This window comes from Rothia sp. 88186D007BW (genome assembly GCF_053544215.1).
This window is the reverse complement of the sequence record NZ_JBPPTR010000001.1, coordinates 13,136-25,476: the sequence shown is the minus strand read 5'-3', so window position 1 is coordinate 25,476 and position 12,341 is coordinate 13,136. Positions and strand designations below refer to the sequence as shown.

Sequence of the window (12,341 nt, the reverse complement as noted above, 5' to 3'; positions counted from 1 at the left end):
GGAGTGCAATAGACTGGTTCTTGAGCACGAACAAAGGAAGAAAAGATGCCCCTGGTGATGGACACTCGCCCAGCCGCTTACGCCGTGGTCATTAAGGACAGCAAGATTCTGCTCTCCCGCTGGGTGCCGCACATTCCCGGCTACCGACCGGGCTGGACCCTGCCCGGCGGCGGCATGGACCCTGGCGAACAACCCCACGAGACCGCCCTACGCGAGGTCTTTGAAGAAACCGGTTACCGGGTAGAACTTGACCAACTGCTAGGGGTGCACGCAGCCTACTTTGAGCCAGAAGCTGGTGCCACCCGTCCTTTCTGCGCCATGCGGACCTTCTACAGGGCACACATCACCGGCGGAGAACTCACCTACGAAGTCAACGGCTCCACCGACCGCGCCGAATGGATCCCCCTGGCAGAACTAGACCAGCACTTCTACTACTCTCTGGTTGATGAGGCCGCCCGACTCCTTGGCCATGCGGACGCCCAGGAAATGGCCAGCAAGTACAAGGAGGCTCAGCATGGCTAAAGAAAAAGGACGCCTAGACCTGCCCCGCCATGGGGCTGCTGCGCTTGCACTCGCTGCAGCTATCAGCCTCGCGCTCAGTGGTTGTGGTGATTCAACAGCCGGGGGTGGGGGGAGTGCCTCAGCGAGCCCGGCCACGGACGCTACTTTACGTATCGGTACAGGTTTAACCCCTGAAACCCGCCACGCAGCCTATATTTATCAGGCTGCCTTGCAAGAGGCTGGTTATACCGTTGATGTTGTAGAAACTGAAGATGACCGCCCCGCTTATTTTGCCAGCATGGGCCTTGATACTGCTGCCACCAGTACAGCTAGACCTACCGCCAGTAGCCCGGCTGAAGGGCTGGTGCATATCACCCCTGATCTATCTGGAGACCTGCTGCTTTATCTGACGGATAATGGTGCTGTGAGCCCCACCATTATTGAAGAGGAGCGGGCACGAGCGGCAGAACCCAGCCCCACGGTAGAATCCAGCCCCGCGGTAGACTCTCAGCCGAGTATGGCTTCTGGTGGGAGTGCGTCCGCTGACCCTAGCGGTAGTGCCGGCCCCAGCACGAGCCCTACCCCCAGCCCCAGTGCTACCTCTTTGAACGTGCGCGGGCTGAGCAGTAACGATATTGTCAGCTATGTGGATCGAGCGCTTCCTGATACTGCTGAAGTGCTTTCACCATCAAACGCCACCAACCGTTACGGCTATGTGGTCACCCGGGCTACCGCCCAGCGGTATGATCTAGAAAGCATGAGCGACTTAGATACGGTCTGTGCTGAACTGAGCCTGGTTGCGCCTAGTAGCTATGACGCTAACCCCAATGGCGCTAGTTCTCTGACGACCCACTACGGCTGCACCCCTGGTACCCGAACGACCTCTAATAACAGGTCTGATCAGGCTCAAGAACTCATTACCGGTGCTACTAGCATGAGCTACATGTACTCAGCCAGTGCAGAGATTTCGGCTAATAATTTGCTCTTACTTGATGACCCGGAGCGTACTGAGCTAGCGCAAAATATTGTGCCAATTACCCGGGCTGGTGAGCTGCCTCAAGAGGTTAAAGACATCCTCAATGATGTATCAGCGCATCTTGATACTGATTCTCTGGTGCGTCTCAACACGCTCACCAGCGGCGATAACCCTGTGTCAGAAACTGATGCCGCCTATTTCTGGTTAACCACTATGAAGGAGTAATGTAGGTCTCATGGCATTCAAGCAATCTAAAAAACTTCAAAACGTTCTCTACGATATTCGCGGGCCTATTCTGGAAGAAGCTCAGCGCATGGAGGCGCGTGGCCACCGGATCCTCAAACTCAACATCGGCAACCCCGCCCCCTTTGGTTTTGAAGCGCCTGAAACCATCATGATGGACATCATCGAGCACCTGCCCTACACCCAGGGCTACTCAGATTCTCGCGGCCTTTACTCTGCCCGTACCGCCATTGTGCAGTACTACCAGAACGAGGGCATCATGAACATCACCACCGATGATGTCTACCTGGGCAACGGTGTCTCAGAGCTCATCCCCATGACCCTACAGGCCCTGCTTGATGACGGGGAAGAGGTCCTGGTGCCCAGCCCCGATTACCCTCTCTGGACGGCCGCGACCCAGCTAGCAGGGGGCAAGCCGGTGCACTACATCTGCGATGAAGAGAACGGTTGGCTCCCCGATATTGAGGACATCCGCTCTAAAATCACCCCCAAGACCCGCGGAATTGTGGTCATTAACCCCAACAACCCCACCGGCGCGGTTTATACCCCTCAGGTGCTCCAGCAGATTGTTGATGTGGCCCGGGAACACGAGCTTGTTATCTTTGCCGATGAGATTTACGAGAAGATTCTCTACGATGCTGCCACTATGACCCACATGGCCTCGGTAGCAGGTGAGGACGTCCTCACCCTGACTTTCTCAGGTCTGTCAAAGGCCTACCGGGTCTGCGGCTACCGTGCTGGCTGGGTGGCTATCTCAGGGCCCAAGAAGGAAGCAGCCCCCTTCATTGAAGGGATTAATCTGCTGGCTAACATGCGCCTGTGCGCTAATGTTCCGGCCCAGCACGCCATTCAAACAGCCCTGGGCGGCTACCAGTCCATCAATGACCTGGTGCTCCCCGGTGGGCGTCTTAAAGAGCAACGCGACCTTTCGTACCAGATGCTAAGCCAGATGGAGGGGGTGAGCGTGCAACAGGCACAAGGTGCCCTCTACCTCTTCCCCAAGGTTGATGTAGAGAAATTCAACATCACCAGCGATGAGCAATTCATGCTTGATCTGCTACGAGAGCAGAAGATACTGCTGAGTCACGGCTCTGCCTTCAACTGGGGCAAGCCAGACCATTTCCGCCTGGTTTTCTTGCCTGATACCCGCACCCTAGCGGACGCCCTAGAACGGCTGGGTAACTTCCTGGCAAGTTACAAGCAGAACTAAGAGGCCTCTCACCTCTGAGCGCGAGGGTATGGCAGGTGCACTGTGGTCAGCTAACAGCTTGGCTGTGCCCCTGCCATACCCTCTACTTTTATGGCCCTAATTCTGGTTCTGGCGGGCAGCGTCCAGGGTGGCCTGGGCACCGTCGAGCCAGGCTTCGCAGCGCTGGGCAAGGGCCTCGCCACGTTCCCATAGGGCAATAGATTCTTCCAGGGTGCTTGCCCCAGATTCCATGCGGGCTACTACCTGCAGGAGCTCTTCGCGGGCCTGCTCATAGGTCAGCTGATTGACCGGGGTAGCGTCAAGCTCTGCTGTGAATTCGATTTTGTCACTCATATCTTTCTATACCTCACTCTAGGTTCTGGTTAGGTCTAATGGTTCTCTTGGTGCACGGCGGTAACTGTAGCCTCAACAGCACCGGCGGCAGCACGCACGCTAATGCTCTGGCCCTCTTCCAAAGTGCGGGCATCTCGCACCAGCTGACCGGTGGCGTCCTGCATGACCGCATAACCGCGCTCCAGGGTCTGCTGGGGAGAAAGGGCCCTAACCCGTGCCCGTAACTGGCTAATAAGATCACGGTCCCGAGCCAGCCGGTGGGTAGCTGCACTCGATGCCCTAGCCCGTAGCCGCTCAATATCTTCTGACCTGGCCAGCAAGGCTGAACCAGGGTTGGCAAGAACCGGGCGGGATCGCACCTGGGCTAGCCCATGCCGCTCAGCTAAGACGAACTGCTCCACCGCCCTCATGAGCTGGTAGCGGGCTGAGACAAAGAGTTCGCGCTCCTCACGGACGTCCGGCACAATACGTTTACCGGCATCGGTAGGGGTTGAAGCTCTCAAGTCTGCCACATGGTCAATCAGCGGAGAATCAGCCTCATGCCCAATAGCTGAGACCACCGGGGTCTGTGCTGCGGCAACAGCCCGCACCATGGCCTCTTCAGAAAAGGGGAGCAAATCCTCAAAGGAACCGCCACCGCGGGCAAGGACAATCACATCAATATCAGCTACCGCATCAAGCTCCGCCAGAGCAGCGGTCACCTGTGCTACCGCATTCACTCCCTGCACCGCCACCTCCCGCACCACAAAGTCCACGGCAGGCCACCGCAGGGAAGCGTTACGGATAACATCCTTCATCGCATCTGAATCGCGACCGGTAATGAGCCCCACCCGGCGGGGAAGTAAGGGCAAGGGCTTCTTACGATTGGGGCTAAAAAGGCCCTCAGCTTGTAGTTTGGCCCGCAACTGCTCAATGAGCTCTAACATGGAGCCCACACCGACCGGCTTAATGTTCGAGCCTTGCATCGACAGGCGGCCAGTCTTGACCCAGAAGTCAGGTTTGAGCTGTAACACCACCCGAGAGCCACGTTCTAACTGGCCCTGCACCTTAGCCATCTCAGAGCCCCACACGGTGACTGAGACAGAGACCTCCTGGTCAATATCGCGCAGAGTCACATAAGACACCCGGCCGCGGTGGTTGAGCTCAATAATCTGCCCCTCTACCCAGGTGGGCACACAACGGGCAATATACTCGTGCATCTTATTGGAGAGCACATGCAAGGGCCAAGGGTTATCAAGGCTGGTCTGACCAGCACGTTCTGCCAGCTGCCGGGCAGGGCGCTGCGCCTGCTCTTGCTGTTGGGCCTGTAACTGAGCCAGCGTCACATGGTCGCTGGCCGAACCACCAAAACTGTTCATACACCTACTTCTACCACCGCTGGCTGACACTTTAAGCACTGACTCGAGAAAAAGCCGCCTTTTCTTCTGTCAGGGAGTGCCCCTACCCCTGCACATACCCAGTAAGACCGGCTACCATACAAACATGACCGGTCCCCACAAAAGCACAGAAGACTACGATAACGGCAACTGGACTAACCCCTACATTCAGGCCGAAAACCAGCGCGCCCAAGAACAGGCCTGGGCCCCAGTGGCCTCTTACGCGCCCCCACGCCTGCCGGGTAGCCCGCGCCGCCGACTGGCCTTCAGCCTAGCCAGAACCTTTTTCTGCACCCTGCTGGCCCTACTGACCCTGGCAACAGGGTTAGCCTCAGCTACCGCCTACTGGGGCCAAACCACCCTGGTTGATACCAAAAACTTTGCAGCTATGACTGAAAACATCGCCTACGATCAGGACTTCCAGACCAGCCTGGCTACCGCAGTCACCGACGACATCATGACCTCGCCTGCCATCACAACCTACCTGGGCGATGGCCACTCAACCACCTGGTACGGGGGAGTGCAGAACTGGCTCTACGACCAGACCCACACCCTGGTAGAAGGCGCCACCCACTCACTGGTGACCTCAGATATCTACCCTCAACTCTGGGCCCAGGTTATCTCAGATACCCACGCCTATAACTTCTCCGGCGAAAGCCGCCCAGCTATACTTGACCTCTCCGCCCTCTACGATCAGGCTGGATCCTCAGTGCAGTCTGCTACCGGCTTTGGCATAGATACCTCAAACCTGCCCGGGCGCACCATTCCACTGGACATCGGCCAGAACAGCTGGCCTATTAACTCCACTATCAACACCCTGATATGGCTAGCCTCCCTCTGGCAGCCCCTGCTCATCGTCAGCGCAAGCTCAGCCCTGCTCGGCTTCCTCATCTGGCCCCGTAACCGCTTTGCCTACCTAGCCTTTATGGCTTTTGCTGCAGCAGCCCTCCTCTGGCTGGCAGGTCTACTAGGTGGGGGTGCCTCACTCACCGCCGGAATAGAGATGCCAGCCAGCAGCGCGGCCGTCCTCTTCATCCAAAAACTATCTGAAACTCTCACCCTCTCTTTCTCCAGCTACCACACAGACCTAGCCCTCAAAGTGCTGGTTGCAGCGGCAGCGCTAACACTGCTAGCTCTTCTCTCGGCGATCATGAAGCTGACTGCGAGAGAAGCCACTGCACCCACCCGCTAGAACCACGTAGGATAGAGACTATGTCTACCCAAGAGAAGACCATTGACCTGGGTCTGCCCACTGTACCCCGTGTGCGCCGGACCCGTGAAGAAGTTGAGGCCGCTGCGCCCACCGGCGACAAGAAGGTGCTCCTTGCAGCACCGCGCGGCTACTGCGCCGGTGTTGACCGTGCTGTTATCGCCGTGGAAAAAGCCCTAGAGCACTACGGCGCCCCCGTGTATGTGCGCAAACAGATTGTGCACAACCGCCATGTGGTAGAAACCCTAGAAGCCCAGGGTGCAATCTTTGTGGATGATGTGGAGGAAGTCCCTGAGGGGGCCGTCACCGTCTTCTCAGCCCACGGTGTTTCACCGGCTGTCGTTGCCTCGGCAGAAGGCCGCCAGCTCAACACTATTGATGCCACCTGCCCCCTGGTGTCCAAGGTGCACCGGGAGGCTGTGCGCTTCGCCAAACAGGATTACGACATCCTCCTCATTGGCCACACCGGCCACGAAGAGGTTGAGGGCACCGCCGGTGAGGCCCCTGACCACATTCAGATTGTCAACTCACCTGATGAGGTTGATCAGGTAACTGTTCGCGACCCCGAAAAGGTCGTATGGATCTCTCAAACCACCCTGTCTGTGGATGAAACCCTTGAAACTGTTGCCCGCCTGCGCGAGCGCTTCCCCACTTTGCAAGACCCCCCTTCAGACGATATCTGCTATGCGACTTCTAACCGTCAAGGTGCTATTAAGGAGATCGCCCCGCAAGCTGATTTGGTGATTGTGGTGGGTTCGACCAACTCTTCGAACTCTGTACGTTTGAAGGAAGTTGCCCTGGAATACGGTGCCAAGCAGGCTTACCTGGTGGATTATGCCCATGAGGTGGATGAGGCCTGGTTTGAGGGCGTCACTACGGTGGGCGTGACCTCTGGTGCTTCTGTGCCTGAGGTGCTGGTGCAGGATGTGCTGCGCCTGCTGGCAGATTATGGGTATGTTGATGTTGAGAAGTTTGAGACCGCTAAGGAAGATATTCTTTTCTCACTTCCTAAGGAGCTGCGTGCGGCTTTGAAGAATGATGCGGGTGAGCCCGGTATGCGCCTGGGCGGGCGAGGGTCTAAGCCTAACCGCTAAGTGCGGCGGCCTGTGAAAGTGAACCCGACGGTTTACCACCAATCACCCGGTTAAAGGGGAGGCGTGGCAAGCCGTCGGGTTCTTTCTATTTAAGAGGTGGGGTTAGTTGGGAATCAGGCCGTAGATAACTGCTGAGAAGGCTGCGATACCGGTGATCACCACAAAAATGTTGCTGAGCTTGCCCCGGTAGGGTTCAAGGGCAGGGGCCTTGCGGATAGCCCACATGGGCACGATGAAGAGCACCAGGGCCATGACCGGGCCAACCAGTGATTCAATGAGGGTAAGGACGCTGGGGTTCAGTACCGCTGCGACCCAGACGGTGACCACGATAAAGACGTTGATAGCCATGTTGAGGGCCTTATCGCTGATGCGTTTTTTCTCGGGGTCGAAGTTTTTGCGGATAATACCGGCTGCTCCTTCGTGCCCGCCGAGCCAATGACCGAAGTAGGAGGAGACGATAGCGGCGATGGCTACGATGGGGCCGAGCCAGTTGATGAAGGGGGCGTCGAACTCGTTAGCTAGGTAGGAGAGGATAGGCAGGTTGGAGGCGCGGGCTTCAGCTAGGCCGTTGGGGCCAACGGCTAGTACGCAGGACCAGACGAAGCCCATGGTAAAGAGCACCAGAATGATAGAGGTTACTCGTAGTACGCGGGATGCTTTGAGGGAGGCGAAGTTGCGGTATTCCTTGCGCATGGCTACTGAGAACTGGGAGATAGCTGCTGCATGGTAGAAGGAGAAAACGAGGACCGGCAGCATGAGCCAGAGGGTCATGCCGAAGTTCGCGGCATCAGGTACTTGGTTGAAGCCTTCTAGGGACCAGTGGGGGATGAGGTAGAGGGTGAGCGCTGCAAGAATCAGGATGAGGGGGTAGACCAGGAACTGGGTGACGGCGAGCATGAATTTTTGGCCGATCATCATGACGGCGCTCATGGCACCGACCAGCAGGGCGGCCAGTAACCAGCGGGGTAGGGGTTCTAGCCCGAACTGGTGGGTGAGGAAGGAGTCAACGGTGTTGGTGATGCTGACCCCGTAGATGAGCAGAATGGGGTAGATGGAGAGGAAGTAGAGCAGGGTAAAAATTTTGCCAAAACCTTGGCCGAAGAATTCTTCTGATACTTCGGTGATGTCTGCGGTTTGTTGGGAGCTGGCGGAGACCATGCGGGAGAGCCCCCGGTGGGCCAGGAAGGTCATGGGCCAAATCAGGATGGTTGCGGCCAGTAGGGGCCAGACGCCACCGGCTCCTGCGTTGATGGGGAGGAAGAGAATGCCTGCGCCGACGGCGGTTCCGAAGAGGCTGATGGTCCAGGCTGTGTCTGTGCGGTTCCATTTTGGGGCCCGGGTTGCGGCGTCGCCCATTTCGATAGCTGCGGTGGAGACATCTGTGTGCTCCTTGCTGCCCTTATGAGACATGCGAAAACTCCTAGGTTGACATAAATGCAAGATATGCTTACTTACTATTCTAGTCTTTGACGCACTCTTTAGACAGGTCAGTAACATGTCGATGAGAGTGTTTTTGCGGGCATCTGCAAAGGCGAAACCCACCGGGGCCCACCAGTAGAAGCAAACTCACCCACCCGCGTCCTGCTAAAACGACAGAGCAGGCACCATACCTAGTAAACTGGGCACTAAGAATACCCCAAGCAAAGGTTTATTTTTCCGTGGCTTTAACTATTGGAATTGTGGGTCTGCCCAACGTCGGCAAATCGACCCTCTTTAACGCACTGACCAAAAACAACATCCTGGCAGCGAACTACCCCTTCGCGACCATCGAACCCAACGTGGGCGTCGTCAACCTGCCCGATGAGCGCCTGGCTCGCCTGGCAGAGATTTACGGCTCCGAGCGCATCCTACCTGCAACCGTCTCCTTCGTGGATATCGCAGGTATCGTTCGTGGCGCCTCCGAAGGTGAAGGCCTGGGCAATCAGTTCCTGGCTAACATCCGCGAGGCCCACGCTATCGCCCAGGTCGTCCGCGCCTTTGACGACCCCGACGTCATCCACGTTGACGGCAAGGTAGACCCCGCCAGCGACATGGAAACCATCAACACCGAGCTGGTGCTGGCTGACCTACAGACCCTGGAAAACGCTATTCCCCGCCTGGAAAAGGCCGTCAAAATCAAGAAGGGCGACCCCGCCCAGCTTGAGGAATACAAGAAGGCCCAGGCCGTACTGGAACAGGGCGATACCCTGATTTCTAAGTACGAAGAAGCCAAGATTGATTTGGCTCTGCTCAAGGAACTGAACCTGCTCACCTCCAAGCCCTTCATCTACGTCTTTAACTCGGACGAGGGCGTCCTGGCCTCTGAGGAAAAGCAGGCCGAGCTGCGGGCCATGGTTGCCCCCGCTGAGGCTGTCTTCCTGGACGCCAAGCTTGAGGCTGACATGGTTGAGCTCTCTGAAGAAGAGGCCCGTGAAATGCTAGAGATGAGCGGTCAGGACGAGTCCGGCCTCGACAAGCTGGCCCGTGTGGGCTTCTCCACCTTGGGATTGCAGACCTACCTGACTGCTGGGCCTAAGGAAACTCGCGCCTGGACTATCGCCAAGGGTGACACTGCCCCTCAGGCTGCCGGCGTGATCCACACCGACTTTGAGCGCGGCTTCATTAAGGCTGAGGTTGTCTCCTTCGCTGACCTGGACGATGCTGGTTCCATGGCTGAGGCTAAGGCCCGCGGCAAAGTCCGCATGGAAGGTAAGGACTACATCATGCAGGACGGCGACGTGGTGGAGTTCCGCTTTAACGTCTAGTTTTCCTTCTTTCATCTGGAGAAATGCAGTTGCTCCTCACTGTGTGAGGGGCAGCTGCATTTTTCTTGGGGTAACTTGGGGTTTTGTGCGGTGTGTCGCCTACCGCAAGTAAGTATGCTTTGGCACAATAGGGGATAAGAAGCCCCCTGATGAAAGAAGGTTAATGATGAAGGCACGTCTAGCATTCCTGGCCGGTGCAGGTATCGGTTATGTTCTTGGTGCTCGTGCTGGCCACGACCAGTACGAAAAGATTAAGAACCAGGCTGTGAGCCTCTGGAACGACCCCAAGGTGCAAGACGGCATTAAAACCGCCGAAGAAACCATCAAGGAGCAGGCACCTGTACTAGCTGATAAGGCTAAAGAAGCTGCTGCCGCCGGTGCTGAAAAGGCTAAAGAAGCAGCCTCAGCAGGTACCGAGAAGGCCAAAGCAAAGGCTGAAGACGTAAAGGAAGCCCGCACCGAAGCTAAGGCTGACAAGGCTGATAAGGGCACCGAAAAGTCAGACGCTCAGGCTAAGAAGCAGAACGAAAAGACTGACGCTAAGACTGACACCAAAACTGATGCCAAGGCTGATAAAGACGCCGATAAGTCTGAGAAGAAGGACCAGAAGGCCGCTGATGACGCTCCTTCTGATGTTGTCTCAGACCCCGCAACCGACATGGAAGACGAAGGCCCTGCCAACAGCAAGTAAGGCCTAGTCTCTCACTAAGGTATAACCTCCCACCCTGCGAAACCTCGCAGAGTGGGAGGTTTTGTGTTTCTATCTGTGATAATGGGGGAGGACTTATTTTTTCCCCCCCCTTTAGTATTGGAGACCCTCATGTCTGACGTCCTCACACCTGCCTGCCCCATATGCTCTGAAGAATACTCCTACCAGCAAGGGGATCTGTGGGTCTGCCCCATGTGCGGCCACGAATGGGTTGAAACTGAGGCCACCGAGGCAGAAGAAACCAGCCCTAAGGTGCTCGATGCTGTGGGTAACGAACTGGTTGATGGTGACTCGGTGACAATCACCAAGGGCCTGAAAGTTAAGGGCGGCGCAGACATTAAGGCCGGTACCAAGGTGCGCGGCATCCGCCTGCTAGAAAGCCCCGTCAACGGCCACGACATTGAGGCTAAGGTACCTGGCGCCGGCCAAATGTATCTGAAGTCTTCCGTGGTGAAGAAGAGCAACTAATTCTTGAAAGCAGTGGCCCACCGATGAAATGGCTGACCTGGGCGGTTGCCGTCGCCGCCTATGTGTTCTCGATTATCAACCGCAGTTCCTTTACAGCTCTGGGGGCCACTGCCCAAACCCATTTTGGGGTTGAGGCTACCGCAATTTCAGTTTTTATTGTGGTGCAGATGGTGGTCTATGCGGGCTGCCAGGTGCCCGTTGGTGCCCTCCTTGATCGCAAGGGCGCCCCTGCCATGATCGCTAGCGGGCTGATGCTTCTGACGGTGGGCCAGTTCCTTCTTGCCCAGAGCCAGACTCTTCCGCTAGCTCTGCTGGCCCGTGTGCTGGTAGGCGGCGGGGATGCTTGCATGTTTATCAGTCTAATCCGGCTAATTTCTGACTGGTTCTTACCCAAACAGATACCGGTGGTCAACCAGATCAGCGGTAATCTGGGTCAGATGGGCCAGCTCGTTGCGGTTGCCCCTTTGGTTGCCCTGGTAGGTGCCTTGGGGTGGCGCGGCGGTTTTACTGTCTTGGCCGCTATCGGCCTTTTCCTGCTGATCTTGGCCTTGCTGACCCTCAGGCAGGCGCCGGGTGCTTCTACTGCTGCCCAGGGGCTCGCTCACCGGGTTCGGCGTACTCGCAGGGGTTCGAGCGTCCGGCACCTGCAGATAGAAGATGCACGGGCTGAGCACCCCTACCCGGTCACAGACTCCTTACCTGTCATACCGCCTACTGCTGGCCCTGGCTTTTTTGCCTCAATCCGGCAGGTGCTGGCCTACCCGGGGGTGCGCCTGGCCTTCTGGGTCCACTATGCTACGGCCTCCATGTTTTTCTCCATGATGCTCTTGTGGGGCATGCCTTTCTTAACCGGCGGGTTAGGTTATAGTTCTGCAACTGCCTCAACTGTTTTGAGCACGGTGGTGGTTTCTATTGTGGTTGCGGGCTTTGTGACCGGCTCTATCCTGGCGCGGTTTGCCACCTACCGGGTGCATATTGCGGTGGGCGTGAGTCTGCTGAATTTGAGCCTGTGGTCCCTTGTCTTCTTCTGGCCTGGTGTTGCACCTCTTCCCCTGGTGTATGCGGCAGCTATGACGCTGGGTATTAATGGGCCGGTGTCTATGGTGGCTTTTGAGGTGGTGCGCTCGCATGTGCCCTCGCAGCAGCGGGGTTTAGCGACCGGTGTTGCTAATATGGGCGGGTTTATGGCGGCCTTTGTTATCGTCCTGCTCATTGGTTTAATTCTTGACCTGATGGGGGCCGGTACTCCCGATACCTATACCCTTGATGCCTTCCGTTGGGCTATGGCTAGCCATATCCCGGTCATCATGCTGGGTATCATCATGATTGTGTTGCTTTACCCCAAGGCTCGCCGTGATTTAGCAGGTAGGCGCTAGTTGCAGGAGCGTAGTCTCTGAACGGTGAGTAGTTTTGAGGCAAATTAATAGACTTTTTGAGAGCAAAATTCCAGATAGCATTAAAGCTGAATATTAGGACG

Annotated in this window: 12 protein-coding genes; 9 read left to right on the top strand and 3 right to left on the bottom strand. The window is 56.8% G+C overall.

Features of this window, described 5'->3' with window-relative positions; genetic code table 11:
• Nucleotides 1–57 precede the first annotated feature (57 nt).
• The 3 genes from ACEE09_RS00130 to ACEE09_RS00120 are packed head-to-tail and all read left to right on the top strand — an operon-like array spanning nucleotide 58 to nucleotide 2,930.
• On the top strand, nucleotides 58–522 hold the full coding sequence (locus tag ACEE09_RS00130) for an NUDIX domain-containing protein (RefSeq protein ID WP_449081021.1): 465 nt from the start codon (nucleotides 58–60) through the stop codon (nucleotides 520–522).
• Entirely contained in the window at nucleotides 515–1,702 is a 1,188-nt protein-coding gene (locus ACEE09_RS00125) for a glycine betaine ABC transporter substrate-binding protein (RefSeq protein WP_449081020.1), read from the top strand. Before ACEE09_RS00130 ends, ACEE09_RS00125 begins: the two co-directional genes overlap by 8 nt.
• A 10-nt stretch (nucleotides 1,703–1,712) precedes the next feature.
• Nucleotides 1,713–2,930, top strand: coding sequence for a pyridoxal phosphate-dependent aminotransferase (locus tag ACEE09_RS00120; RefSeq protein WP_449081019.1), 1,218 nt, complete (start codon nucleotides 1,713–1,715; stop codon nucleotides 2,928–2,930).
• Nucleotides 2,931–3,026: 96 nt separating this feature from the next.
• Here ACEE09_RS00120 and ACEE09_RS00115 read toward each other — a convergent pair whose 3' ends face one another.
• Together ACEE09_RS00115 and xseA are read right to left on the bottom strand one after the other, a co-directional pair.
• Nucleotides 3,027–3,263 (bottom strand): exodeoxyribonuclease VII small subunit, encoded by a 237-nt coding sequence (locus ACEE09_RS00115; protein WP_449081018.1) that lies wholly within the window; start codon nucleotides 3,261–3,263, stop codon nucleotides 3,027–3,029.
• A gap of 35 nt (nucleotides 3,264–3,298) precedes the next feature.
• The gene (gene xseA / locus ACEE09_RS00110; RefSeq protein ID WP_449081017.1) at nucleotides 3,299–4,621 is read right to left on the bottom strand and encodes an exodeoxyribonuclease VII large subunit; all 1,323 of its coding nucleotides are present in this window, start codon (nucleotides 4,619–4,621) and stop codon (nucleotides 3,299–3,301) included.
• Nucleotides 4,622–4,745: 124 nt separating this feature from the next.
• On the opposite strand from xseA, the gene ACEE09_RS00105 reads away from it, so the two are divergent.
• Both ACEE09_RS00105 and ACEE09_RS00100 read left to right on the top strand, forming a co-directional pair.
• A complete protein-coding gene (locus ACEE09_RS00105) occupies nucleotides 4,746–5,831 on the top strand; it encodes a hypothetical protein (RefSeq protein ID WP_449081016.1) in 1,086 nt (361 codons plus the stop codon).
• A 20-nt stretch (nucleotides 5,832–5,851) separates the two neighbouring features.
• Nucleotides 5,852–6,943: a 4-hydroxy-3-methylbut-2-enyl diphosphate reductase gene (locus ACEE09_RS00100; protein ID WP_449081015.1), complete on the top strand. Its 1,092-nt coding sequence runs from the start codon at nucleotides 5,852–5,854 to the stop codon at nucleotides 6,941–6,943.
• A gap of 102 nt (nucleotides 6,944–7,045) precedes the next feature.
• On the opposite strand, the gene ACEE09_RS00095 is transcribed toward ACEE09_RS00100, so the two are convergent.
• Nucleotides 7,046–8,353, bottom strand: coding sequence for an amino acid permease (locus ACEE09_RS00095; protein WP_449081014.1), 1,308 nt, complete (start codon nucleotides 8,351–8,353; stop codon nucleotides 7,046–7,048).
• Nucleotides 8,354–8,601: 248 nt separating this feature from the next.
• On the opposite strand from ACEE09_RS00095, the gene ychF reads away from it, so the two are divergent.
• The 4 genes from ychF (at nucleotide 8,602) to ACEE09_RS00075 (ending at nucleotide 12,240) form a co-directional block, all read left to right on the top strand.
• Nucleotides 8,602–9,687: a redox-regulated ATPase YchF gene (gene ychF, locus ACEE09_RS00090; RefSeq protein WP_449081013.1), complete on the top strand. Its 1,086-nt coding sequence runs from the start codon at nucleotides 8,602–8,604 to the stop codon at nucleotides 9,685–9,687.
• 163 nt (nucleotides 9,688–9,850) lie between these two features.
• Nucleotides 9,851–10,378, top strand: coding sequence for a hypothetical protein (locus tag ACEE09_RS00085; protein ID WP_449081012.1), 528 nt, complete (start codon nucleotides 9,851–9,853; stop codon nucleotides 10,376–10,378).
• Nucleotides 10,379–10,507: 129 nt separating this feature from the next.
• A complete protein-coding gene (locus ACEE09_RS00080) occupies nucleotides 10,508–10,864 on the top strand; it encodes a zinc ribbon domain-containing protein YjdM (protein WP_449081011.1) in 357 nt (118 codons plus the stop codon).
• A gap of 23 nt (nucleotides 10,865–10,887) precedes the next feature.
• A complete protein-coding gene (locus ACEE09_RS00075) occupies nucleotides 10,888–12,240 on the top strand; it encodes an MFS transporter (RefSeq protein ID WP_449081010.1) in 1,353 nt (450 codons plus the stop codon).
• Nucleotides 12,241–12,341 lie beyond the last annotated feature (101 nt).

Coding starts and splice junctions, on each gene's coding strand:
- ACEE09_RS00125 (WP_449081020.1), top strand. CDS start 515: ATGGCTAAAGAAAAAGGACGCCTAGACCTGCCCCGCCATGGGGCTGCT.
- xseA (WP_449081017.1), bottom strand. CDS start 4,621: ATGAACAGTTTTGGTGGTTCGGCCAGCGACCATGTGACGCTGGCTCAG.
- ACEE09_RS00075 (WP_449081010.1), top strand. CDS start 10,888: ATGAAATGGCTGACCTGGGCGGTTGCCGTCGCCGCCTATGTGTTCTCG.
- ACEE09_RS00120 (WP_449081019.1), top strand. CDS start 1,713: ATGGCATTCAAGCAATCTAAAAAACTTCAAAACGTTCTCTACGATATT.
- ACEE09_RS00080 (WP_449081011.1), top strand. CDS start 10,508: ATGTCTGACGTCCTCACACCTGCCTGCCCCATATGCTCTGAAGAATAC.
- ACEE09_RS00130 (WP_449081021.1), top strand. CDS start 58: ATGGACACTCGCCCAGCCGCTTACGCCGTGGTCATTAAGGACAGCAAG.
- ACEE09_RS00085 (WP_449081012.1), top strand. CDS start 9,851: ATGATGAAGGCACGTCTAGCATTCCTGGCCGGTGCAGGTATCGGTTAT.
- ACEE09_RS00095 (WP_449081014.1), bottom strand. CDS start 8,353: ATGTCTCATAAGGGCAGCAAGGAGCACACAGATGTCTCCACCGCAGCT.
- ACEE09_RS00115 (WP_449081018.1), bottom strand. CDS start 3,263: ATGAGTGACAAAATCGAATTCACAGCAGAGCTTGACGCTACCCCGGTC.
- ACEE09_RS00105 (WP_449081016.1), top strand. CDS start 4,746: ATGACCGGTCCCCACAAAAGCACAGAAGACTACGATAACGGCAACTGG.
- ACEE09_RS00100 (WP_449081015.1), top strand. CDS start 5,852: ATGTCTACCCAAGAGAAGACCATTGACCTGGGTCTGCCCACTGTACCC.